This is a genomic window from Stutzerimonas stutzeri (genome assembly GCF_000935215.1).
Classification (GTDB): Bacteria; Pseudomonadota; Gammaproteobacteria; order Pseudomonadales; family Pseudomonadaceae; genus Stutzerimonas.
In genome coordinates, this window is the sequence record NZ_JXXD01000151.1 from 1 (window position 1) to 23,032 (window position 23,032).

Here is a 23,032-nt window from a genome sequence, read left to right on the forward strand (position 1 = left end):
TGTGTGGGGTGGTCGGTCAGGCCTCGTTGCCTGCTACACCCGGTCCCGCGCCTGTTGGCTTGACGGTCGCCGCTGACCGTGTGGGACGTCCTGCCGCGAGTCGGGCAGGTTTGCCAGGGTGATTGCAGGTTGTATGCCAGCTTGTCCGGCAGCGTGCATGTGCGGCTGCCAAGCGCGCGACTGCGCGGTATTGCGGGGTGTTGGTCGCACAGGCGCTGAGCGAATCGGCGTTCGTCGCTGTGGCCGGAACGAGGCAGGCTTGAACCAGAACAGTGCGGCGGTGCGGGCGTGCTCCCTGCTTTGGGGCGACCACGTCTGCGTGGCAAGGAGCAGATTTATCTCTGTCAGCCGCCAAACGCCTCGCGGAGCAATTCCGGCAGTGCCTTGCCGGCGGGCAGCGCAAGCAGGTGTTCGCGGTTGCCGGCAGTCGCCTCGCCTTGCGGGTTGACGTGCACCACGGTGGCTCCGGCGTCGTGCGCCCGGTGTGGCACTTCGGCAGCGGGATAGACCACCCCGGAGGTGCCTACCGACAGTAGCAGATCGCATTCGCCAGCGGCCTGGAACGCGGCATTGAGTGCAGCGACGGGCAGACTCTCGCCGAACCAGACGATGCCGGGGCGCAGCCGTCCGCCGCAATGACTGCAGCGGGGCGGTTCGAGGCGACGGCCGCCTTCGGGCTCGTCGGCGTCAGGCAGCGGCTCGGCAGGCTCGCGTGCGCAGGCGAAGCAGCGCGGTCGGTGCAGGCTGCCGTGCAGGTGGATGACGTCCTGGCTGCCGGCGCGCTCGTGCAGGTCGTCGACGTTCTGCGTGATCAGCGTCAGACGTGGTACTTGGCGCGCCAGTTCGGCGATCGCCAGGTGAGCAGGGTTCGGTTGCGCCTGGAACACGCGCATGCGCCGCCATTCATACCAGCCCCAGACCAGCGCCGGGTCGCGGCGAAACGCTTCGGCTGTGGCCAGCTCGCCCGGATCGAAACGCTCCCATAAACCGGTCAGCGCGTCGCGAAAGGTCGGGATGCCGCTCTCGGCGGAAACGCCGGCACCGGTGAACACGACGACATGGCGGGCCGAGCGCAGGGCGGAAATCAGCGAAGCTGGAATCACGATCGGGCTCCGGGGTATGGAAGAAGGACTATCAATAGCATCGTGTTGCGGGCTTTTCCAAAGCGTCGGCTGGTCGAACGGCGCTTGTGAGTGTCTGTTCTTCAGGCAGTGCATTGTGTTTCGCGTCGGAGTTCTGACCGTCCGGCTGCTCACCAGGGCCATCTGTCACCTACTTGACGGACGTCAACGTCGCCTGCAGCGGCTCGCGGATGATGCCGCTTAAAGCAATAAACACGATATTCGCAGCCGGGAGGCTCTCATGCTTGGCTCAGTGACCTGGGACGACGCGCTGGTACAACGCTACGGACAGATCGGGCAGGGGCACTGCACCTATCCGGCTGCGGTCGATTTCAGCGACCGGATCGCCCCGCTGGATCTGCTGCGTGCGTTGCGCGAGGGGCGTCGCGCCGGCCGCCCGCTGTCGCTATCCATCCACCAGCCCGGTGGCGTCGAGCTGCAGCCTGGCGAGGCCGCCGCCTATCAGCTGCGCCTGCGTCGCGAGATCGAACAGCTCGGTTGCCATGTCGGGCCGCTGCAGCAGGTCGAGCAGTTGCGGCTGAGCACCGGCACACTGGGCATCGCCGCGTTGCGAGAACTGATGACGCTGCTCAGGAGCCGCTTCAGTTTCGTCGATTCCCGTGCCGGCAGCTTTCTCGCCGAAGTCGAGCTGGCCCATGCCGACTGGCCGCTGATTGGCGCGCTGCATGAGCTCGGCTTCAACCAGCTCAGCGTCGCGGTGCCCGATCTGCGCGCGGACGACGGCGGCACGGTCGAGTACTTCCGCAGTTCGGCGCGCATCCGCGCGGTGATCGAGGCTGCCCATGCGTTGCATTACCGCTCGGTGAATCTGGACCTCGGCTACGGCAGGTCCTGGCAGACGCCGGCCAGCTTCGCACGCAAGCTGGCGTCGATCATCGAGCTGGCGCCGGATCAGGTGACGATGTTCGATTACCGCGACGCGCCGCTGGTCGCTGCCAATCCCGCGCGGCTCGGCCTGGCTTCGCTGGCCGACACGCTGGCGATGTACCGCCAGGGTGTCGAGCAGCTCAGCGCCGCCGGCTACCGCTACATCGGGCTGGGCAAGTTCGTCCTGCCTCACGACGACCTGGCGATGGCTCAGGAGATCGGCGCGCTGTACCACGATATCCATGGCTACACCCTGTACGGCGCATGCGATCACCTCGGCTTCGGGGTGGGCGCGATCAGCCGGGTCGATGGCCTTTATTGCCAGAACGCCAGCACCGCGCAGGCCTACCAGCAGGCACTGGACCAGGACCAGCTACCGAGCATCTGCGGTCTGCATGCCAGCCATGTCGATCCGCTGCATCAGACGTTGCTCGAACGTCTGCGCTGTACCTTCGCGCTGGATTTCGACGCGCTCACGCTGCACAGCGGCGTGGATGTGCGGCAGCGTTATGCGCGGCACTGGCCCGCGCTGCAGCAACTGCATGCCGACGGGGTGATCGTGCTGGACGCTGACGGGCTGGATATCCCGCCCCACGCCCGGCTGCTGGTGCCGGCAGTGTGCGCGGCCTTCGAGCAACCCAATGCAATGGTGGTCGGTCACTCCGCCGGGCGCCGGCGGCGCTGACCCGAACCGTCGAGCCACTGCACGGTGAGGCGGCCGCTCAGGCTGCCGAGGCGACCGGCCAGCTTGCGCAGCTGACGCTCCTCGTCGGCGACTACGGCTAACCCGCGACCCTGTTCCCCGGCCCGTGGAGCCTCGATGGCGGCATCGAGGGCGAGCAGGTGGGCCTGCTCGGTGATGTTACGGATCACCTCCGGCACGCGGTCGATCCGTTCCGATTGCCATGCCTCCATGTGCACACCGATGCGCCGCCCCGGCGGGTTGAAGCGCATGCGGTGTTCCAGTTCGCCGGGCAGGCGAGATGGGGCTAACTCACCGGTGAAACGCTGCAGGAAGCCGCTCATGCATGTGCATCCGGCAGGTTGCGGAAGGCATCCAGCGCCCGCGCCCGGCTGGCGCCGAGGTCGACGATGGGGCTGGGATACTCGGTAACGTCGAACAGGCTGCGGTGCGCCGACGGGTTATGCACGTCGCGCTTGCTCAGGTGCTGCAGCTCGGGCAGCCAGCGGCGCAGGAACTGCCCGTCCGGGTCGAAGCGCTGCGACTGGCTGATCGGGTTGAACAGGCGGAAGTAGGGCACCGAATCCGTGCCGGTGGACGCGCTCCATTGCCAGCCGCCGTTGTTGGCGGCCAGGTCGCCGTCGATCAGGTTACGCATGAACCAGCGCTCGCCCTCACGCCAGTCGATCAGCAGGTTCTTGCTGAGGAACATGGCGACGACCATGCGCAGGCGGTTGTGCATCCAGCCGGTTTCCTGCATCTGACGCATGGCCGCATCGATGATCGGGAACCCGGTACGGCCTTGCTGCCATGCTTCCAGCTCGTCCGGCGCGCGCCGCCATGGCAGCGCCTCGGTTTCCGGGCGGAAGGCGCGATGCATCGACACCCGCGGATAACCGACCAGGATGTGCTTGTAGAACTCGCGCCAGAGCAGTTCGTTGACCCAGGTGGTGGCGCCGGTGCTGCCGCTGTCCAGCTCGCCCTGGTTGTAGCCAAGCGCCGCGTGCAGGCACTGGCGGATGGAAATGACGCCGGTGGCGAGGTAGGCCGACAGCTGACTGGTGCCGGGCTCGGCGGGCAGGTCGCGGCGCTGGTGGTATTCGTTCAGGTCATCCTCGACGAACGCCGCCAGACGGCGCTGGGCGAAGGCTTCGCCGGCCGGCCAGAGCGCGCGTAGATAGTCCGTGGGCCGGGGAAAGCCGGTTACCGCAGCGGGCACCGGATCACTGGCGATACCCAGCGGCGCCTGGGCCGCAGGCACCGGCTCACAGGCTGGCAGCGATACGCTCAGGCGTGCAAGGCAGGCCTTGCGAAACTGGCTGAACACCTTGAAATAGCTGCCCGACTGCGTCTGTACGCTGCCCGGGGTGAACAGCAGCTGGTCGAGATAGCCGCGCACGCGGATGTCGGCCGCTTCCAGGCGAGCCGCCACTGCCTGATCGCGGCGCTGCTCGTTAACGCCGTACTCCTCGTTGTAATGCAGCCGCTGCATGCCGTGCTCGCGGCAGACGTTCAGCAGCGCGTCGGGCACCGCCTGCCAATCATCGACCTCGCGAATCAGCAGCGGGACGTTGAGCGCACCCAGCCGGGTCGACAGCTCGGCGAGGTTGCGCAGCCAGAAATCGACCTTGCATGGGGCATCGTCGTGAGCAAGCCATTGCCTGGGGGTGACCAGATACAGTGCCACCGTTGGGCCGGCAGCCATGGCAGCGGCCAGGGCGGTGTTGTCGCTTGTGCGCAGATCGCTGCGCAACCAGAACAGTTGGGTCATGACGCGCTCCCTTCGCTACCCGGCAGCAGGCCGGCGCCGTGCAGTTGTTGCAGGGCGCCGAGTGGGTCCTCGGTGAGCATCAGCCCGCGATGTCGGTGCAGCTCCGGTGCATGGATATGAACGGCCGGACCGGCCACACAGAGTGGCGCGACGCTTTGCTCGATCAGGCGTGGCAGATCGCGTTGCAGGCAGTTGCCCGGCAGGCTATTGCTCGCGTAAAGCAACAGGGCGCGGGGCAGGATGCGTTCCATCGCCAGGTTCAGCTCGTTCAGCGGAACCGGCCACTCGATGATCTCGACCGGGCAGTCGGTGCTGGAGACGAGCCAGGCGGTCAGCCACAGGCCCGGCGTGAAGGACTCGTCATCCAGATTGGCGAGTAGCAACGGGCGTCCGGCCTGCTGGCGGTTTTTGAAATAGATGCGGGTTGCCAGCTTGCTGCGCAGCCAGGAATGAACCAGCACCCGCTCCACTGCCGCGCCGTACTGGCCCTGCCAGCGCTGGTCGAGTGCATCGAGCAGCGGATGCAGCAGATGCTGGCAGAGCGTGCGCGGTGGGTACAACGCCATGGCCCGGTTGAAGGCATCGTCCAGGCGGCGTTCGCTGAGACGGTCGATGGCCTGCAGCAACTCTGCGAGCAGCTCGGACCACTGGTTCTGCCTGGGCAGTTCCGGTGGCGTGGTGGTGTCCAGCAGCGGCTTGATCTGGCTGACGGAAACGCCGCGGTTGAGCCAGATGAGGATTTTGCGGATGCGCTGGATGTGCGCGTCTTCGTAGAGTCGATGCCCTTTGGGCGTGCGCAGCGGGACGATCAGCCCGTATCGACGCTCCCAGGCACGCAGGGTCACGGCGTTGACGCCGGTGATGCGTGCTACCTCGCGGATCGGCAGCAGGCCTTCGGCGATCAGCTGCGTCAGCTCCGTTGGTTCATTCATGTTCAGATTCCGTTGCGCAGGCTGAGGGTTTCGGGGTGCGGCTGCATGTACGCCTGGCGAGCGACGTAGTGATCGGGATGACGGCGGAAGTGGTGCTTGAGCAGGGTCAGCGGCACCACCAGCGGAATGACGCCGGCGCGGTACTGATCGATGAGGTGACGCATCTCGCGGCGATCGTCCGCGCCCAGCGCGTCCTTGAGATAGCCGCTCAGATGCAGCAGCACGTTGCAGTGCGTACCGCGGGTGGCGGGCTTTTTCAGGGCCTGCATCAGTTGGCTGAAGTACTGCGGTGCGAACGCCTCCAGCGAGTGTTCGGCAAGTTGCGCCACCAGCCGACCGAGCACCTTGTATTGCAGCGGGTTGCTCGCCATCAGCTGGTATTTGTAGCGCGAGTGGAAATCGACGATGGCCCGGCGGCTGAGACCGGCCTGGCACAGGCGCTGCCAGTCGGCATGGGCATAGACGCGGGTGAGGAAGTTTTCGCGCAGTACGGCATCGTTCAGGCGGCCGTCCTCTTCGACCGGCAAATCCGGGCAGGCCTGCATCAGTGCCTGGGCGAACACGCCGCTACCACCGCCGGGTTGGGTGTGGCCGTTGGCGGCATAGACCTTGACCCGCTCCATACCGCAGGACGGCGACTTCTGCATAAGGATGTAGCCGTTGATGTCGTGCAGCTGTTCGGCGATCTGCCGGCCGTAGGCGGCGAGCGCTTCGGTGACGTCCAGCTCGGGACGCACGGTGCCGACCGCCCTCGGCGCGTCGGTGTCGCCGACCAGGCGAATCGGCTCGCGAGGCGTGCCCAGACCTATCGCGACCTCCGGACACACCGGCACGAATTCGAAGTGTTGTGCCAGGGTTTCGCTGCACAGGCGTGATTCCTTGTGGCCACCGTTGAAACGCACCGGATTGCCGAGCAGGCAGGCGCTGATTCCGATCTTGGGCGTGGGAAGCGTGGTGTGCATTGTGGCGACCTCGTCTTGTACAATTTTGGTTTCTGTACAACTTGAGGTCATCATAGTTACGGTGTTGTACAAGTCAATACTGGATGTACAACTAATGGCGTAATGCTGTACAAATGTCGTCAGTGGATGGCTTTGGATAGTTGTCGACGTGTTCGAAGAGGGTTATTAGCCGGCTTGTCGATCCACAGCTTTTTCCGGCCGGGCTGATGCGTGCCAGTGAGACAGCCGAAGCGGTAGCTTTAAAATGCTGTACGGTTCGTGTGAACGTGTATAGGTGTATGCTTTCAAGCAGGTCGTCAAACCCGCGCAATGGCTGCGCGCCAGGAGCTCACCATGAACATCTTGTTGACGGGCGGTACCGGGCTGATAGGACGCGCGCTGTGCCGGCGCTGGTTGGCGGACGGGCATCGGCTGTGGGTGTGGAGCCGCACGCCGCAACGCGTTGCCATGCTGTGTGGTGCCGAGGTGCAGGGCGTGGGCAGTTTGCAGCAACTGGATGCCGTGGAGCTGGACGCGGTGGTCAATCTGGCCGGCGCCCCGATCGCCGATCGGCCATGGACCAAGTCGCGCAAGGCGCTGCTGTGGGACAGCCGAATCAAGCTCACCGAACAGCTGGTCGAATGGTTGGGCCGGCGCGAGCAGAGACCGGCGCTGCTGATCTCCGGTTCCGCCGTGGGGTGGTACGGCGATGGTGGGGAGCACCGCCTGACCGAAGCCGATCAGCCGGTCTCCTCCGATTTCGCCAGCCAGCTGTGCAATGCCTGGGAAGAGCGCGCGATGGAGGCGACGGTGCTGGGCATGCGCGTGGTGCTGGTGCGTACCGGGCTGGTGCTGGCGCGTGACGGCGGCTTTCTCCAGCGCTTGCTGCCGCCATTCAGGCTAGGCCTGGGTGGGCGCATCGGCGATGGTCGGCAATGGATGCCGTGGATTCATATCGAAGACCAAATCGCCCTGATTGATTTTCTTCTGCACCAGCTGGCAGCCAGCGGACCCTACAATGCCTGCGCGCCGACCCCGGTGCGCAACGTCGAGTTCACCCGCAGTCTCGGCCGCTGCCTGCATCGCCCGACGCTGCTGCCAGTGCCGGCGGCAGTGCTCAAACCCCTGCTCGGCGAGCTGGCCGGGCTGCTGCTCGGTGGCCAGCACGCGTCGCCGCAGCGGGCCGAGGCGGAAGGTTTCCGCTTTCGTTTCAGTGATCTGGATACGGCCCTGGCCGACCTATTGACGCACCCCTGAAGGGTGCACCCTGTGTGAAAATAGCGCGCCCCCCGCTTGGGGTACGGCGCAACTTACAAACAGTAGTCAGGAATGTTGCATGACAGAGCAGGCGTTGTTGTTGGTCAATCTGGGTTCGCCAGCCTCCACGGAAGTCGCTGATGTACGCCACTACCTCAATCAGTTTCTGATGGATCCGTATGTGATCGATCTGCCGTGGCCGTTGCGTCGCCTGTTGGTCTCGCTGATTCTGATCAAGCGCCCCGAACAATCTGCGCATGCCTACGCCTCGATCTGGTGGCCGGAAGGCTCGCCGCTGGTGGTGCTGAGCCGTCGCCTGCAGGAGGCGGTCCGCCCGCACTGGACGCAGGGCCCCGTGGAGCTGGCGATGCGCTATGGCGAGCCGTCCATCGAGACTACGCTGACGCGTCTGGCCGGGCAGGGCATCACCCAGGTCACCCTGGCGCCGCTTTATCCGCAGTTCGCCGACAGCACGACGACGACGGTCATTCAGGAAGCGCGCCGGGTCATCCGCGAGCGTGGACTGGGCCTGCAATTGTCGATTCTGCAGCCGTTCTACGACCAGCCGGAGTACCTCGATGCGCTGGCTGCCAGTGCCAGGCCGCATCTGCAACAGGATTTCGATCATCTGCTGCTGAGTTTCCACGGACTGCCCGAGCGCCATCTGCACAAGACCGATCCAACCGGCTCGCACTGCCTGAAGGGCGATGATTGCTGTCAGCGTGCCGAGGGTGCGGTACTCGCCAGTTGCTACCGCGCGCAATGCATGCGCACCGCCGCCGGCTTCGCGGCGCAAGCGGGGTTGCGTGACGATCAGTGGTCGGTGTCTTTCCAGTCGCGCCTCGGTCGCGCCAAGTGGATCGAGCCCTATACCGAGACACGTCTCGACGAGCTGGCGCAGCAGGGCGTGAAAAAGCTGCTGGTGATGTGCCCGGCCTTCGTCTCCGACTGCATCGAAACCCTCGAGGAGATCGGCGATCGTGGGCGTGAGCAGTTCATCGGGGCGGGTGGCGAGGAGCTGGTGCTGGTGCCCTGTCTGAACACCCACGAGGATTGGGTAAAGGCGCTGGTGACGCTCTGCGGTCGCGCGCCTCTGGCGCTCTGAGTGCAGGTTCGGGGACGCAGGGCGATGCGTCCCTCGTCAGGCTGATACGCCGTCGTCCGCGGCGGCGCTGCGAACCAGCTCTTCGAACGCATCCGCCGACAGCGGTCTGCCGAACAGATAGCCCTGGTAGTGGTGGCAGCCATTGGCGAACAGCATCGCCCGTTGTGGCTCACTTTCGACACCTTCGGCGATGACCTCCAGGTTCAGACCGGTAGCCAGTGCGCAGATGGCCCGGACGATGGTCAGGCTGCTGCTGTCCTCCGGCAGGCGACGGATGAAGGTCTGATCGATCTTCAGTTGATCCAGCGGCAGCTGCTGGAGATAACTCATCGAGGAATAGCCGGTACCGAAGTCGTCGATGGCGAAACGGATGCCGTGCTTCTTGAGCCGCGTCATGCGGGCGATGGCTTCGGGCATGTTGTCCAGCAGCAGCGTTTCGGTCAGCTCCAGCTTGAGCCGGGCCGGATCGGCACCGCTCCGTTCCAGCAGTTCGAGCACCTTCTCGACGAAATTGTCCTGGTACAGCAAGTGTGCGCTGAGGTTGACCGAAAGGCTGAGGTGGGCGAATTCCGGCGTTTCCGCCCAGCGCGCCAGTTGGGCACAGGCCTGGGCCAGCACCTGTTGATCGAGGGTGTGGATCAGGCCAGCGTGCTCGGCCTGGGCGATGAACGCCGCCGGCGTCAGCAGGCCGCGCAGCGGATGCTGCCAGCGCACCAGCGCCTCGGCGCCAACGATGCCCTCGGTCTGCTCCAGCTGCGGCTGGAAATTGAGTATGAATTCGCCGTTCTTCAACCCCAGGCGAATCTCTTCCTCGAGACGCAGCCGGTCCTGCACGGCCAGCTGCATGCGTGGGTCGAAGAAGCGTAGGGTGTTCTTGCCGGAGATCTTCGCCTCGTACATCGACATGTCGGCCCGCTTCATCAGCTCGTCGCTGCTGCTGGCTTCGGCACCGAACAGCACCACACCGATACTGGCGCTGCTGTACAACGCAAGGTCGGCCAGACGATAGGGCCGGTCCAGCGAGTCTAGCAGCTTCATGCCGATGTGCTCGGCCTGGCCCGCGGCGCGTAGCGGGTCATCGCCGAGGTTCTCCAGCATCACCACGAACTCGTCGCCACCCAGGCGCGCCACCGTGTCGCTGGCACGCACCTCGGCGTGCAGACGCTCAGCGGCGATGCGCAGCACCTGGTCGCCGGTCTGGTGCCCGTGCAGATCGTTGATGTTCTTGAAGTTGTCCAGATCGATGAACATCAACGCGCCGAGCTGATTGCCCCGGCGGCTAGCCGCCATGGCCTGGTGCAGGCGGTCGAGCAGCAGTCGGCGGTTGGGCAGATTGGTCAGAGGATCGTAGAACGCCAGGTTATGGATCCGCTCTTCGGCTGCCTTGCGATCGGTGATATCGGTAAAGGCGGCGACATAGTGAGTCACCTTTCCGAGCGCGTTGTGCACCGCGCTGATGGTCAGCCATTCGGGAAAAATCTCGCCACTCTTGCGCCGGTTCCAGATTTCGCCTTCCCACACGCCGGTGGTTTCGATGCTCGACCACATGGTGCGATAGAACTCCGGCCCATGCTTGCCGGACGCGAGCAAAGCAGTAGTCTGGCCGATGGCTTCGGCGGGGTTGTAGCCGCTGATGCGGGTGAAGGCTCGGTTGACCCGCAGGATGCGATTCTGTGCGTCGGTAATCAGCATGCCCTGCTGCGATTCGAAGGCGATGGCGGCGATCCTGCGCTCCAGTTCGGTGTTCACTCGTTCGGTGATATCGCGGCTCAGCCAGACCACCGCTCGCTTCTGCCCTGGCGGTTGTTCCAATGGCAAAGCGCGGCCTTCAAACATCCTTACACCGATACGTGTCGGTAGGCTGTACTCGATTAGCTGCGGCGTATCGCTGTTGAGTGTCTGTCGAATGTAGTCGAGGTAGCGTTGCTGGTCTTCTTCCGGCATAGCTTCCTTCACGGTTTTTCCGCGCAACCTGGTGGCCTCGCTATACAACAGGTTGCGCTCGGAGCAGATTACGTCCAGGCAGTGACCGTCTTCGTCGACAACCAGCAGCGGGTCGGGGATAGCCTGGCTTATGGCGCGCAGCCGGGCTTCGCTGGAGCGCAGCGCCTGCTCGATCTTGTCGCGTTCGAGCAGATCCTTGAGCAGGACACCAAGAACGGCGGTGGCCAGTGGAAGCGCCAACAGCATCGGCAAGGCGATTTCCTTCACCGCGGCGGCGCCCAGTGGGTTGGGCAGTAGCATCGCGATGAGGCCCAGCACGACCAGGTGCGTTGCCAGTCCGAACCCCAGCAATTGCCAGAAACCGATGCCGAGCAAACGCTTGCGATATGCGCAGCCGTAAGTCAGTCCGAATGCGATCGGTAGCAAAATGTTGGCGATTCCGGGAACTACGCCGGGCCCACCCAGCCACAGACGGTAGGCGCCGGCCAGCGTGCCGGCGATGGCTGCTACCAGCGGTCCGCCGAACAGGCCGGCCATGCTCAGCACCACAGTGCGGGCATCGAGGATGATTCCCGTCTGGCCTGTGCTGGTCATTAGCATGCCAATGATGCAGGCGCTGCCGAACCAGAGGCCGGCGAGCAATTGTGCAGAGCGCTGGCCGCTCCGGTTCCAGCTGCGTGTAGTGAAGGCCAGCAGCCAGCACAACGCGAGCAGCATGACCGCGTTCTGTACAACGGCATTGATGGTCAAGACAGAATCCTAGGGCGCAACCGCCCACTGCAGGATGGTGAAATGGCTATTCGCCAGTATCCCATAACCACCGTTACGGGGTAACGACACTTAGGTAGGGTTGTCCGCTACTTGAGCACGCAGCGCTGCTGCCCCGGTGGGTCAACGGCCCGCCGGATGCGGGCCGGGCGGCGTGCTCAGTTCTGCGCGTGCTGCGCCTTCAGTTCGCGAATCTCGGCTTCCAGCGCTTCGACGCGCTGCAGGGCTTCGACCTCGGCGGTGACGTTCTTCTGGATACCGATGAAATAGGTCAGCTGATCGGCCTCGTTGAATACCGGCGTGATGGAAAGCTCGTTCCAGAACGGCGTGCCGTCCTTGCGGTAGTTGCGGATGATCTGACGGCACGGCTGGTTGTTCTTGATTGCATCGCGGATGGCCTGCAGGGCCGGCTGGTCACGGTCCTCGCCCTGCAGAAAGCGGCAGTCGCGGTAGAGGATGTCGTCCACCGCGTAGCCGGTCAGGCGCTCGAACGCCGGATTGGCGTAGATCAGGATGTTGTCATCCCCTTCCTGTTCGGCGACCACGATCCCATCGTTGGAGGCTTCGATAACCAGTTGCAACAGCTTGGCATTGATCATGTCACGACATCCTGAAGGGGCATGCGGCACATTCTAGGCCAACTTGGCCACTCGGTGCCCTGCAAGTGCCACCAGCTCATTCGTTGCGTTTGCGGAAGAACAAGGTGAGCCGTCCCGCCTCGACGCCGAACTTGCTCATGAACGGGCGGTTGGCCAGAGTGCCCTCATCGATCAGGTACCTTTTTGGGCGTCGGGCGCTGTTACGTGGAGGGGAGTGCTGCTGCATCGATGGCGGAATGCGGCAGCCCGTCGAACAGCTGGTAACCGAGCGACAGCGGCGGTCGCAACGGACGCCAGCCGAGTGGTGCGCCCAGCGACCGTGGTCCGCCAGACGCCGGTTCCAGTAGGTGGCGTTTACACCGGTCAACCAGGAGCTGCGTTAGATTCGGCCGAGCCCAGCGGGATCGAAGTCGTCAGCGCTGATATCCACCAGGCGCAGCCGTGTCGGATCGGCGCTGCGCTCCAGCCAGCGAGCCGCTCGGGCACGCAGTGGGCAGGCACGATCGACGTCAGCGGCAATCAGGCGCCATTCCATCGTGCCTTGTGTTTGTACAACGTTTGTAGAGGGTATGCTGCGAAACGCTGGGTTACAATCTCGGCATTCTTATCCAGCGAGCCGCCCCATGAACGATTCTTCCGGCGCTTCGAACCTGGCCTCGAGCGCCTTCGAGCAGCAGGATCTATTCCCTATCCGTGAAGTTTCCCGCCTGACCGGGGTCAACCCGGTGACCCTGCGGGCATGGGAGCGCCGCTATGGTCTGATCCGGCCGACGCGGACCGAGAGCGGTCATCGCCTGTACTCGATGGCCGACGTGGAGGCGGTTCGCAGCATTCTTTCCTGGACCGAGCGCGGCGTGGCGGTAAGCAAGGTAGGCAGCATCCTGGCGCGCAGCGCAGCGACCCGCGAGGCAGAGGAACCGATCGCAACGCCAAGTGGCGAGTGGAACGAGTGGCAGGGGCAACTGCGTGATGCGGTCAACGGCTTCGACGAAGTGCGCCTGGAGCAACTCTACGGCCAGATCTTCTCCACCTATCCGCTGGCGGTGGTTTTTCAGGATGTCCTGCTGCCGGTGTGGCAGGAACTGCTGCTGCGCCAGGATGAATTCGGCGGCACCAGCGAGTGGCTGTTTCTCGATGCCTTTATCCGCGCCCGGGTGCTCCAGCGATTGCAGCTAGCCCGGATGCCGGCTGGTGAGCGCATACTGCTCGCCGCGATGCCGGGGCAGTGCCGCGAACTTGAATTGCTCGTGGCAGGCCTGATGCTCAGTGGCGACAGCCTGGCCGTCAGTGTGTTGCCGATCGGGCAGCCGCTGGAAGAACTCGCGCTGGTCTGCGACAAGATGAAGCCGCAGGGGCTGGTGCTGTATTCCAATGTTCCGCATGGCGAGACGCAGTTGCGTCAGCTCAACAAGCTGTCCCTCGCGCTCGATTGCCCCCTGGCCCTGGCCGGCGAGGCGGCGGAGCTGGGCCGTGAAGCGCTGGCGGGTACCCCGATCGCCTGCCTCGGCAGTTCCGGCAAGCTGATGCAGCGCCGTCTGCGCCAGTTCCTGGCTGGTCAGCTGGATACCTGAACCATGCGCACAGCTGTCCGGCAAGGGGAAATCAATCCATGACGCCAGACAGCGTTCCGCCTGCCGTGTTGCCGCAGTGGCACGTCCTGCCCAATGGCCTGCGGCTGGGCTTTATCCAGCTGCCAGCGGGCAACCAGGCAGCAGCCCTCGTTCGCGTGAACGCCGGCGCACACGATGCGCCGGGCGAATACCCAGGGCTCGCGCATTTTCTCGAACACCTGCTGTTCCTGGGTAGCCTGGCCTATGCGCCGACCCAGAGCCTGATGCCGTTCGTGCAGGGTTGTGCCGGGCAATTGAACGCTTCGACCCGTGAGCGTCATACCGATTTCTTCTTCCAGGTGCCTGGCGCTGCCTTCGGCGAGGCGCTCAAGCGCCTGCTCGACATGCTCGCTCGGCCTCTGCTCGACCCGGCGGCGCAGTTGCGCGAGCGCGAGGTGTTGCAGGCTGAATTCCTGGCCCGCGGGCGGGACCGGGAGACCCTGTGCGACGCCGCGATCGGTACGGCGCTGAGCTGTGCGCATCCATTTTCAGCGTTTCACGCGGGCAATCGCGAAACGCTGCCGGTAGAGGCGCCAGAGTTCCAGAAAGCGCTGACCGGCTATCACCAGCGCTTCTATCGAACCGGGCAGATGGAGCTGCTGGTCGCCGCGTCCGGCAGCCTTGAGCAGGTGCTGGAATTGCTGCAAAGCGACGAATGCCAGCTATCGGTCGCACCGAACGTCGCAAGACCGATACAGCCACTGCACGCCGACGATGGCGCCACCTTGCGTCTGAGCGTCGATGGCGCGCGGCCGTATCTGGATATCGCCTTCGCCCTCGATGGGTTGCCGAATGAAGCCTGTGTGGCGCTGGATGTGCTCGGCTCATGCTTGAGTTCGCAAGCCGACGGGAGTCTTTTCCAAGCCCTCAGCGACGCCCACTGGTGTGATGCCGTCTCGTTGCGCGTGCCGTACTGGCATGACGGGCAGGGTGTGGCCGTCTTCGAGGTGCAGTTGACCGAGCGCGGCATGGCGGAGCGCGCGCAGATCGTTGCGGCGCTGCGCGACTGGCTGCATTTCATGTGCACGCAGGCAGCCTGGTCCGAGCTATGGGACGAATATGTGCAGATCCGGCGGCGTGGGCGGATGGGCAAGGAGCCACTAGCCCTGCTGCGCTACTGGATTGACCCGGCTGCCTGGACGCCATCGATCGATGCGAATCGTGTGCAGCAGGCGCTCGAGATGCTGGGTGCGCAGCTTCACGCGAGCAAGCCGATCGTACTGACGGTGGACGCCGTAAGTGCCGTTCGGTCCAAGCGCATCGAGCCGGTAAAGGCTGGGTTCACGCTGGACCTGGTCGCCGAGCAGTTGCCGCCGTCAGCCAGGACTGGATGGCAATGGCGCCTGCCCGAACGCAATCGTTGGCTCAGTGAGCGCATGCAGCCGGGTGTGGCGCCGTTACAGATGCCAACTCTGCGCTGGCTCGAACAGGCCGATGCTGCAGGGCAGGGCGCGCTCTACCTGCGCTGGCGGTTTGCCGCGGGGCAACCACCGACAGGGCTCTGGCACACGCTGCACGCCGCGCTGCGCAGGCATACCCTCGCTGCGGCGCAAGCCGGCGTCGAGCTGCGCTTCGATGACCATGGGCGCAACTGGTGCCTGACGCTGTTCGGTTATGCCGAAGCGCTGCCGCTGATTCTTCGTGACCTTGTCGACCTCATCAAAGCGCCGCCGCCGGCAGCTTGCGAAGAAGGACGGCGCCTGTGCAACGAGGCCGCGACGTCCAGCGCCGACGAGATGCTGATTCGGCAGATGTTGCGCCGTCTGCCGCTGGTGCTCGCAGGAGCTGCACGAGACGGTGATGCGTCGCTGGAGCAATGCGCGCTCGATCAAGCCTGGCAACAGTCCCATTGGGATGCATTGGCGGTGGGGCTACCTCGGCATCTGAGTGGCCCGCTGCAGACGGTACTGGCTAGGTTGCCGGGGCTTGCCGTGCCCGGTGCCGAGCCTCACCACGAAAGCAAGCCGCGTTATTGCTGGTCGCGCTTTGGTGAGTCTGGCGTGGAAACCGCGTTGGTGCTGTTCTGTCCGCTACCGGTCCGGACAGCCATCATCGAGGCGAGCTGGCGGCGCCTGGCGCGATTGATGGAAGGCGCGTTCTTCCGTCGACTGCGCAGCGAACTGCAGCTCGGCTATGCGGTGTTCTGTGGCTATCGTCAGTTCGGCGAGTGTCCGGGCATCGTTTTCGCGGTGCAGTCTCCCAGCGCATCGGCCGGCGAGATTCTTGACCATATCGAAACCTTCCTCGACGGCTTTGCCGGTACGCTGGTTGAAGTCGCTGCGGCGGACACCGAGATCGGCAACCACGACGGCGACCTGCGCCGCCGCGGCGAGTCGCTATGGCAGGCGCACCTGGCCGGCTTCGATGGCGACCACCCCGAGGCGGTGGCTGCCGCGTCGGCCAACCTCGATGCCCGGGCCATCCGTACTCAGCTACAGGCGCTGCGCGATGCCGAAGGCGGCTGGCATGTGGTCGCCAATGCCGAAGCGCCCGACTCGCGTTGGCATTCTTGCTGACTGGCGCTTCCGCGTCCCACATCACGCTCATTCAACCCCCTACAACGCTGCTCGGCGGCCAGCCGTTACGGCGGATTGTCGACGCCTGTGCCGGGAGTATGGTGGCGCACTGCTTTGGGTGTACGACCTAAGCCTCGGGCATCTTGCGCTCGGATGAGATGCTTTGCGTGCAAGACGGCACCCCGGGCGAAAGTACTAGCCTTTCGCCGCCATCGCAGCGTATGTGCTCTTGGATGGCCTTTCGATAATCGCTCCCGTCACGACTGCTTGTCGTCAAAACCGCGGAGAGCGCCATGCACAACAACAAGAAAGCCGTATCAACCCTGTTGCCACTGGTTCTGGCCAGTGCCGTCGCCATGACCGTAAGCCAGTCGGCCGTCGCCGAAATCGTGCTTTACGATCAGGACGACACCACCTTTTCCACCGATGGTTACTTCAACACCTTCTACGTCCACAGCGACGTCGAGCGTGCCGGCGAGCAATTCGATCGCAAGCAGTCGCGGGTGAAGATGGGCTTCCTGCCCAACTGGATCGGTTTTAACTTCGGCAAGCAGGTCGGCGATCTCAAGCTGGGCGGCCGCTCCTCGTTCTGGGTGACCATCAACGACAGCGATACCAACGGCACCGAGACCGGTATCGACGTGCGTCAGTTCTATGCCACCGCGGCGAATGAGCAGTGGGGCGAAGTGCTGTTCGGTAAGGATTTCGGCCTGTTCGGCCGCTCCAACATCCTGCTCGACGAGATGCTCAGCGGTTACGGTCAGGTCAGCGACACCCTGGGGCTGGTCGATGGCGGCGGCGTCTCCTTCGGCAACATCGGTACCGGCTACCCGTATCCGTTCCCGACCTCGCAGATCACCTACCGTTCGCCGAAGATGAGCGGCCTGCGCATCGCTGCCGGCATCATGGATCCGGTGGATACCACCGAGGATACCTCGTCCACTCTGGACAAGGCCTACCAGGAAGCGCCGCGCTTCGAAACCGAGATCACCTACGAGTTCGAGATGGGCGGCACCCAGTTCTACACCTGGATCAACGGCATGCAGCAGAGCTCGGACAATACCGACAGCAGCATCGACAAGGTCGATTCCAAGGGCTTGGGTTACGGTGTGCAGGCCAAGATGGGCAACCTGTCGCTGACCGCCTCGGGCTTCCAGGCCGAAGGCATCAACCCCTTCTTCACCAACAACGCTGGCGAAGCGCTGCTGCGTGAAGTGGACAGCGACGGCTACCTGCTGCAGGGCTCCTACCGCTTCGGCAAGAACCGTGTCGCGCTGTCCTATGGCCAGACCAAGGATGACGGCAACGGTCTGGGTGGTGAGGCTGATTACGAGACCCGCGGTATCGCCCTATTCCACAGCATCAACGACAACCTGACCCTGGTCGCCGAGCTGAACCAGTTCGAGATCGAAGGCAAGGACAGCCCGGCGCTGGACGAAGAAACCCGCACCTTCGCAGTGGGTGCGGCGCTGAGTTTCTAAGCGACACGATCAGCAGGGCGCGGATGGACGTCGAACCGTAGGTCGCTCCATCCGCTGCACTGGCAGTGGGCTGTACGTCGAGCGTAACCCACGCCCTGTACGCAGTGACGATTCGCTACGCTGCCAAGAGCAAGGCCGGCACCCGTGAGGGGCCGGCCTTTCTGCATCTGCGCATCACTGAACCGGACGTCCAGCGTGCGTCGAGGCCAGGCCTGGTCGGGACGAAGGCGCTTTGCTTCGCAGTGCAGCGGGTGGGAGTCGACGTTGCGGACACTTCAGCTGCATTGGCATCGCAGCAATGCGTTGTTTCGTCGCGATGCTACCTAGGCAGGCCTTTACCGGTACTCAAGTAGCATTTTCGTCCCATATGCCCTGCCCAAGAATGGGGTCATCCGATTCGAGTGGTGCGGGGTGCCGTGCGTGACTGATGAACAAGGCGAGGTAATACGCACGGCGATGTCCGACGCCCGGCTACCCGAAACGGTGGCACAGGACCTGGCACGCCAACTGATGCACCCGCATCTGGGCTTCGTGCTGTTCTTCTGTTCGGCTGAATATGACCTGCCGGCGCTGGGCGATGCGTTGCGCCAATACTTCGGTGGCGTGCGTCTGGTCGGTTGCACCTCGGCGGGCGAGATCACCTCCCAGGGCTATGGGCGCAGCTGCGTGACGGCAGTCGGCTTCGACCATCGAAGCTTTTCCATCGCCTGCGAGCTGATCGACGAGATGGATCGCTTCAGCCTGATCGAGGCACAGCAATTGGTCGAACGGCTGGGTAGCGACTGCCGCAGCAACTCGCTGGCGCCGATCAAGGACCACAGCTTTGCGCTGACGCTGCTCGACGGGCTGTCCAGCCGTGAGGAAATCGTGTTGTCTGCGCTTAGCGCCGCGTTCGGCAGCATTCCGCATTTCGGCGGTTCAGCTGGCGACGACAATCACCTCAGCGATACCTACGTCTATTACGACGGCCGGTTCTACAGCGGTGCGGCGATCGTAGTGCTGATCAACACCTGGCTGGATTTCGAGGTGTTCACCACCCATCACATCCTGCCACTCGAAGACAAACTGGTCGTGACCCGCGCCGACAGCAACAGCAGGCGGGTCTACGAGCTGAACGCCGAGCCGGCCGCCGAGGAATACGCCCGGCTGATCGGTGTGCCGGTCAGCGATCTCGATCACCGTCTGTTCGCCGCCCATCCCCTGGCGGTGAGGATCAACGAGCACTACTACGTGCGCTCGATCCAGAAGGTCAACGAGGACATGAGCCTGACCTTGTATTGCGCGGTGGAGAACGGCATCGTGCTCACCGCCATGGAACCCGGCCCGCTGATGCCGAATCTGGAAGCCTTGTTCGAGCGGCTGGAACAGCGCCTCGGGCCGCCGCTGTTGACCATTGGTTGCGACTGCTTTCTGCGCCGGTTGGAAATCGAGGGCAACGACACCAGCGAACAGACCTCGGCTTTTCTCCGACGCCAGCAGGTGATCGGCTTCAACACCTACGGAGAGCAGTTCAATGGCATGCACATCAACCAGACCTTCACCGGTGTCGCCATTGGCCGACCCGGAGGCCGGGCAGGTCGCTGAGCTGCTGGCGCGCCAGGCCGAACTCGAGCGCGAAAACCTCAAGCTCAAGCGCATCAACGCCGCGCTGATCGAACGCGTCGAATCCAGCGGTGCCGGCCGCGATGCCTCCTATGCGGCGTTCCAGCATTCGGTGGAGCTGGCCGAGCAGGTGCGCGAGCGCACCGATGCGCTGAATCAGGCAATGGCCGAACTCAAGGGCAGCAACCAGCTGCTCAGCGATGCGCGGCTGCGTGCGGAAACCGCGCACCAGCACCTGGTCGACGCCATCGAGAGCATTTCCGACGCCTTCGTGCTGTTCGACCGCGACCAGCGCATTGTCCTGTTCAACCGTCGTTTCAAGTCCCTGTGGACACGCACGCGCGCGCGCATCAACGCCGGCACCCGGCTGGCGGAGGTGCGCCGACTGGCTGAAAGCACCGGGCTGATCGTCGAGGAACACCGCGGCAAGGGTGATGAGCCCACGGTGTATCGGCTGAACAACGGCCGTTGGGTCCAGGTCAGCGAGCGACCGACCCGTGAAGGCGGGCTGGTGATTCTCTACACCGACATCACCGAGGTGAAAGTCAGCGAGACCATGCGTCGCGAGCAGGCGCTGGCGCAGAAGTCGAGGCTGTTGCAGCGCGCGGTGGACAATCTGTCCCAGGGCGTGGCGATGGTCAGCGCCGAGGGTGCGCTGGAGCTGTGGAACCGGCGCTTTCTCGAACTCTGCGGGCTGGCGCCGATCGAGGCGCATCGACCGTTCGAGGAGGTCATGGCCGACAGCGAGCTGACCCTGCTCACACCCAACAGTCGTGACGCCCGCGGCCGGCCGATCCGCGAGCTGGAGCAGCGCCTGTTCGACGGCCGCGTGCTGGAAATTCGCACCCATGCGCTGCCCACTGGCGGCTTCGTCAATACCTTCACCGACATCACCGAGCGCTACCGCCACGCCGAGGCGCTGCGCGAGAGCGAGCGCTGGATTCGGCTCACCGACCATGTGCCGGCGCTGATTGCCTACGTTTCGGCCGATCTCACCTACGAGTTCACCAACAAGGTCTACGAGGAATGGTATCGCTGGCCCAGCGACGGCATGCTCGGCCAGTCGCTGCGTGAGGTCCACAGCGGAGAGCACTGGCGGCAACTGGAGCCCTACATCGATCGCGCACTGTCGGGCGAGAGCGTCAGCTTCGAGATGGCCGAGCGCAACCATGCCGGCCAGCAGCGCTATATGCTGCGCTCCTATGTGCCGAACCGGCAGGCCAATGGCGAAGTGGCCGGCATTTTCGTGCTGATTCAGGACATCACCGATCGCCGGCGCACCGCCGAGGCGTTGCACCAGGCCTATCAGAATCTCGAACAGCGGGTGCGTGAGCGCACTGCCGAGCTGACCAGCCTCAACGACCAGCTGCTGCGCGAGATCGACGAGCGCAGCCACGTCGAGGCGCGGCTGCGCGAAGCCAAGCGCGAGGCGGAAGTGGCCAACCTGTCCAAGACCAAATTCCTTGCCGCGGTCAGCCATGACCTGCTGCAGCCGCTCAACGCCGCGCGACTGTTCACCAGCGCCTTGCTGGAACAACCGGGCGCGCCCAACGGCGGGCTGATCCGCAATATCAGCAACTCGCTGGAAGACGTGGAGAACCTGCTCGGCACGCTGGTCGATATATCCAAGCTGGATGCCGGCGTGATCAAACCGGATATCGCCCCGTTCGCCGTCAGTGAGCTTTTGGAAAACCTGGCCATGGAGTTCCGCCAGATCGCCGGGGCCGAACAGTTGCAGCTGGACTTCATTCCCTGTTCGGCGCTGGTGCGTAGCGATATCCAACTGCTCGCGCGCAACCTGCGCAATCTGCTGACCAACGCGATTCGCTACACACCCAAAGGACGCGTACTGCTGGGTTGTCGTCGCCACCGGCAGAGTCTATCCATCGAAGTCTGGGATACCGGCGTGGGCATCGCCTCGGACAAGCTCGAGGAAATCTTCCAGGAATTCAAACGCGGGGAGGGCGTGCGTCCCAACCAGGATCGTGGTCTCGGCCTTGGCCTGGCCATCGTCGAGAAGATCGCGCGCATGCTGGGCCATCGTATCCGGGTCAGTTCGCACCCGGGACGCGGCTCGTGTTTCGCCATCGACGTACCATTGGCCAAGCGCGCGCCCAAGGCGCGGCCTGAGCCGAGCACCACGGAGCTGGTGCTACAGCGGCTGCAGGGCGCCCGGGTCTGGGTGCTGGATAACGACACGGCGATCTGTGCGGGCATGCGCACGCTGCTGGAAGGCTGGGGCTGCAAGGTGATCACGGCGCTGTCCGAGGAGGACCTGGCGAGGCAGGTGGACAACTTCCATGCCGAGGCCGACTTGATGATCGCCGACTACCACCTGGACAATGGCCACACCGGCATCGATGTCGTCTCCACCGTCAATGCGCGCCGCGCCAGCCCGCTACCGGCGCTGATGATCACCGCCAACTACAGCAACGAACTCAAGCAGCAGGTCCGCGAGCTGGGCCATATGGTGATGCACAAGCCGGTGCGGCCGATGAAGCTGAAGACTGCCATGTGCCATATGCTCGAGCATGGTACAGCTGGGTGACTGATCCGCTGGCCCCGGCAGCCGTCGGATGTGACCGCATCGCCGCGGGCGCGCTTCACACAGGATCTGGAGTTTGTAGAAGCACGACATCTGGGCGATGGTATGGGTTTCAGGCTAGCTGTGCTCCGATCTCACCCAGATGCCGTTGCCTCGCAGGCGCTCGCGATCATGTGGTCGATCCAATCCAAGAAGCGGACCTTTCGGCACGATGCCATTTCCGTTGATCTGTCGATGGCTGGCGTAGTAGTGGTTCTTGATGTGTGTGAAATCCACCGTTTCGGCAATTCCCGGCCACTGGTAGAGCTCGCGTAGCCAGTTCGACAGGTTCGGATAGTCCTCGATGCGGCGCAGGTTGCACTTGAAGTGGCCGTGGTAAACCGCGTCGAAGCGAATGGCTGTGGTGAACAGGCGCCAGTCGGCCTCTGTCAGGTACTCCCCTGTCAGGTAGCGCTGCTTGCCCAGGCGTCGCTCCAGCCAGTCGAGCTCACGGAACAACTCGTCGAAGGCCTCTTCGTAGGCCTCCTGGGTCGTGGCGAAACCTGCTCGGTAGACCCCGTTGTTGATCGCCGGATAGATCCGCGCGTTTAACGCATCGATTTCGCCATGCAGCGCCTCTGGGTAGAAATCCAGCGTAGAGCCGGTCAGCTCGTCGAAAGCGCTGTTGAAGATGCGGATGATATCGGCCGACTCGTTGTTGACGATGCACTGGCGCTCGCGATCCCAAAGAACGGGAACGGTGACCCGGCCCGAGTACTTCGGATCGTCACGGGTGTAGCGCTGATGCAGGTAATCGAATTCGTCCAGCGCATCGCCGCTGGAGCCGGTGGACTTGTTGAAGGTCCAGCCGTGCTCGGCCATCAGCCAGCTGACCACGGACACGTCGATCAGCGGCTCGAGCCCCTTGAGCTTGCGGTAGATCAGCGTGCGATGCGCCCACGGGCAGGCAAGCGAAACATAGAGATGATAGCGACCGGCCTCAGCCTGGAAGCCACCCTGGCCGTCAGGCCCGGGCGCGCCGTCGGGCGTGACCCAGTGCCGGCGCTTGGCCTGTTCGCGTTCGAATTTGCCATCGCGGCTTGCGTACCAGCGGTCGTGCCACTGGCCATCGATCAGTAATCCCATGGTGCCCTCCTGTTCGGCATAGGAGGCCAGTCTAGGAAGCATCGTTCGATCGATGTGACCGAATGGCGGGTTAATCCTATCGCTTAAATCGATTAATGGCGGGCGCGCCAGTAGCTTTGCGCTTGCTCGAAAGCTGCCTCCCGCG

General features: G+C 64.0%; 16 protein-coding genes and 2 pseudogenes. 8 read left to right on the plus strand and 10 right to left on the minus strand.

Features of this window, described 5'->3' with window-relative positions:
- Nucleotides 1-344: 344 nt before the first annotated feature.
- Nucleotides 345-1,103, minus strand: coding sequence for an SIR2 family NAD-dependent protein deacylase (locus LO50_RS15890; RefSeq protein WP_003300053.1), 759 nt, complete (start codon nt 1,101-1,103; stop codon nt 345-347).
- A gap of 259 nt (nt 1,104-1,362) precedes the next feature.
- Between LO50_RS15890 and LO50_RS15895 the strand changes: the two genes are divergently transcribed.
- Nucleotides 1,363-2,694 carry an oxygen-independent coproporphyrinogen III oxidase gene (locus tag LO50_RS15895; RefSeq protein WP_003300051.1) on the plus strand — a complete coding sequence of 444 codons (1,332 nt, stop codon included), beginning with the start codon at nt 1,363-1,365 and terminating at the stop codon, nt 2,692-2,694.
- Nucleotides 2,695-2,726: 32 nt separating this feature from the next.
- Here LO50_RS15895 and LO50_RS25410 read toward each other — a convergent pair.
- The 4 genes and pseudogenes from LO50_RS25410 to LO50_RS15915 all read right to left on the minus strand — a co-directional run.
- A pseudogene (locus LO50_RS25410) lies at nt 2,727-2,918 on the minus strand (methyl-accepting chemotaxis protein); the annotation flags it as partial.
- Between the two features lie 113 nt (nt 2,919-3,031).
- A complete protein-coding gene (gene phrB, locus LO50_RS15905) occupies nt 3,032-4,462 on the minus strand; it encodes a deoxyribodipyrimidine photo-lyase (RefSeq protein WP_003300048.1) in 1,431 nt (476 codons plus the stop codon).
- A complete protein-coding gene (locus tag LO50_RS15910; RefSeq protein ID WP_003300046.1) occupies nt 4,459-5,394 on the minus strand; it encodes a MerR family transcriptional regulator in 936 nt (311 codons plus the stop codon). Before LO50_RS15910 ends, phrB begins: the two co-directional genes overlap by 4 nt.
- Before the next feature lie 2 nt (nt 5,395-5,396).
- A complete protein-coding gene (locus LO50_RS15915) occupies nt 5,397-6,356 on the minus strand; it encodes a YbgA family protein (RefSeq protein ID WP_003300045.1) in 960 nt (319 codons plus the stop codon).
- Nucleotides 6,357-6,689: 333 nt separating this feature from the next.
- Here LO50_RS15915 and LO50_RS15920 point away from each other — a divergent pair, with 333 nt between their 5' ends.
- Nucleotides 6,690-7,592 (plus strand): TIGR01777 family oxidoreductase, encoded by a 903-nt coding sequence (locus LO50_RS15920; protein WP_003300043.1) that lies wholly within the window; start codon nt 6,690-6,692, stop codon nt 7,590-7,592.
- Between the two features lie 79 nt (nt 7,593-7,671).
- On the plus strand, nt 7,672-8,697 hold the full coding sequence (gene hemH / locus LO50_RS15925; RefSeq protein WP_003300041.1) for a ferrochelatase: 1,026 nt from the start codon (nt 7,672-7,674) through the stop codon (nt 8,695-8,697).
- 36 nt (nt 8,698-8,733) lie between these two features.
- On the opposite strand, the gene LO50_RS15930 is transcribed toward hemH, so the two are convergent.
- The 4 genes and pseudogenes from LO50_RS15930 to LO50_RS25420 form a co-directional block, all read right to left on the minus strand.
- Nucleotides 8,734-11,391 carry an EAL domain-containing protein gene (locus LO50_RS15930; protein WP_003300040.1) on the minus strand — a complete coding sequence of 886 codons (2,658 nt, stop codon included), beginning with the start codon at nt 11,389-11,391 and terminating at the stop codon, nt 8,734-8,736.
- A gap of 176 nt (nt 11,392-11,567) precedes the next feature.
- Complete coding sequence (locus LO50_RS15935) at nt 11,568-12,008, minus strand: PAS sensor domain-containing protein (protein ID WP_003300039.1); 441 nt, start codon at nt 12,006-12,008, stop codon at nt 11,568-11,570.
- A gap of 76 nt (nt 12,009-12,084) precedes the next feature.
- Nucleotides 12,085-12,186 (minus strand): annotated as a pseudogene (locus tag LO50_RS25415) (DUF3833 family protein); the annotation flags it as partial.
- Nucleotides 12,187-12,387: 201 nt separating this feature from the next.
- Nucleotides 12,388-12,543: a hypothetical protein gene (locus LO50_RS25420; RefSeq protein WP_003300037.1), complete on the minus strand. Its 156-nt coding sequence runs from the start codon at nt 12,541-12,543 to the stop codon at nt 12,388-12,390.
- Nucleotides 12,544-12,631: 88 nt separating this feature from the next.
- Here LO50_RS25420 and LO50_RS15945 point away from each other — a divergent pair, with 88 nt between their 5' ends.
- The 5 genes from LO50_RS15945 to nahK all read left to right on the plus strand — a co-directional run bounded on the left by LO50_RS15945 (nt 12,632) and on the right by nahK (nt 21,765).
- Nucleotides 12,632-13,579 (plus strand): MerR family transcriptional regulator, encoded by a 948-nt coding sequence (locus LO50_RS15945; protein ID WP_003300035.1) that lies wholly within the window; start codon nt 12,632-12,634, stop codon nt 13,577-13,579.
- A gap of 38 nt (nt 13,580-13,617) precedes the next feature.
- The gene (gene pqqF / locus LO50_RS15950) at nt 13,618-16,134 is read left to right on the plus strand and encodes a pyrroloquinoline quinone biosynthesis protein PqqF (RefSeq protein ID WP_003300033.1); all 2,517 of its coding nucleotides are present in this window, start codon (nt 13,618-13,620) and stop codon (nt 16,132-16,134) included.
- A 293-nt stretch (nt 16,135-16,427) separates the two neighbouring features.
- On the plus strand, nt 16,428-17,615 hold the full coding sequence (locus tag LO50_RS15955; RefSeq protein ID WP_003300031.1) for a porin: 1,188 nt from the start codon (nt 16,428-16,430) through the stop codon (nt 17,613-17,615).
- 420 nt (nt 17,616-18,035) lie between these two features.
- Entirely contained in the window at nt 18,036-19,199 is a 1,164-nt protein-coding gene (gene nosP / locus LO50_RS15960) for a nitric oxide-sensing protein NosP (protein ID WP_044315612.1), read from the plus strand.
- The gene (gene nahK, locus LO50_RS15965; RefSeq protein ID WP_044315610.1) at nt 19,168-21,765 is read left to right on the plus strand and encodes a hybrid sensor histidine kinase/response regulator NahK/ErcS'; all 2,598 of its coding nucleotides are present in this window, start codon (nt 19,168-19,170) and stop codon (nt 21,763-21,765) included. The genes nosP and nahK overlap by 32 nt, the downstream gene beginning before the upstream one ends.
- A 114-nt stretch (nt 21,766-21,879) precedes the next feature.
- Here nahK and LO50_RS15970 read toward each other — a convergent pair whose 3' ends face one another.
- Complete coding sequence (locus LO50_RS15970; RefSeq protein WP_044315611.1) at nt 21,880-22,887, minus strand: glutathione S-transferase family protein; 1,008 nt, start codon at nt 22,885-22,887, stop codon at nt 21,880-21,882.
- Between the last annotated feature and the right edge of the window lie 145 nt (nt 22,888-23,032).

Excerpts from the sequence above, each read along its gene's own strand:
- LO50_RS15935 (WP_003300039.1), bottom strand. The coding sequence starts at position 12,008 with ATGATCAATGCCAAGCTGTTGCAACTGGTTATCGAAGCCTCCAACGAT.
- LO50_RS15970 (WP_044315611.1), bottom strand. The coding sequence starts at position 22,887 with ATGGGATTACTGATCGATGGCCAGTGGCACGACCGCTGGTACGCAAGC.
- LO50_RS15910 (WP_003300046.1), bottom strand. The coding sequence starts at position 5,394 with ATGAATGAACCAACGGAGCTGACGCAGCTGATCGCCGAAGGCCTGCTG.
- LO50_RS15945 (WP_003300035.1), top strand. The coding sequence starts at position 12,632 with ATGAACGATTCTTCCGGCGCTTCGAACCTGGCCTCGAGCGCCTTCGAG.
- pqqF (WP_003300033.1), top strand. The coding sequence starts at position 13,618 with ATGACGCCAGACAGCGTTCCGCCTGCCGTGTTGCCGCAGTGGCACGTC.
- LO50_RS15915 (WP_003300045.1), bottom strand. The coding sequence starts at position 6,356 with ATGCACACCACGCTTCCCACGCCCAAGATCGGAATCAGCGCCTGCCTG.
- LO50_RS15955 (WP_003300031.1), top strand. The coding sequence starts at position 16,428 with ATGCACAACAACAAGAAAGCCGTATCAACCCTGTTGCCACTGGTTCTG.
- LO50_RS15920 (WP_003300043.1), top strand. The coding sequence starts at position 6,690 with ATGAACATCTTGTTGACGGGCGGTACCGGGCTGATAGGACGCGCGCTG.
- phrB (WP_003300048.1), bottom strand. The coding sequence starts at position 4,462 with ATGACCCAACTGTTCTGGTTGCGCAGCGATCTGCGCACAAGCGACAAC.
- LO50_RS25420 (WP_003300037.1), bottom strand. The coding sequence starts at position 12,543 with ATGGAATGGCGCCTGATTGCCGCTGACGTCGATCGTGCCTGCCCACTG.
- hemH (WP_003300041.1), top strand. The coding sequence starts at position 7,672 with ATGACAGAGCAGGCGTTGTTGTTGGTCAATCTGGGTTCGCCAGCCTCC.
- LO50_RS15895 (WP_003300051.1), top strand. The coding sequence starts at position 1,363 with ATGCTTGGCTCAGTGACCTGGGACGACGCGCTGGTACAACGCTACGGA.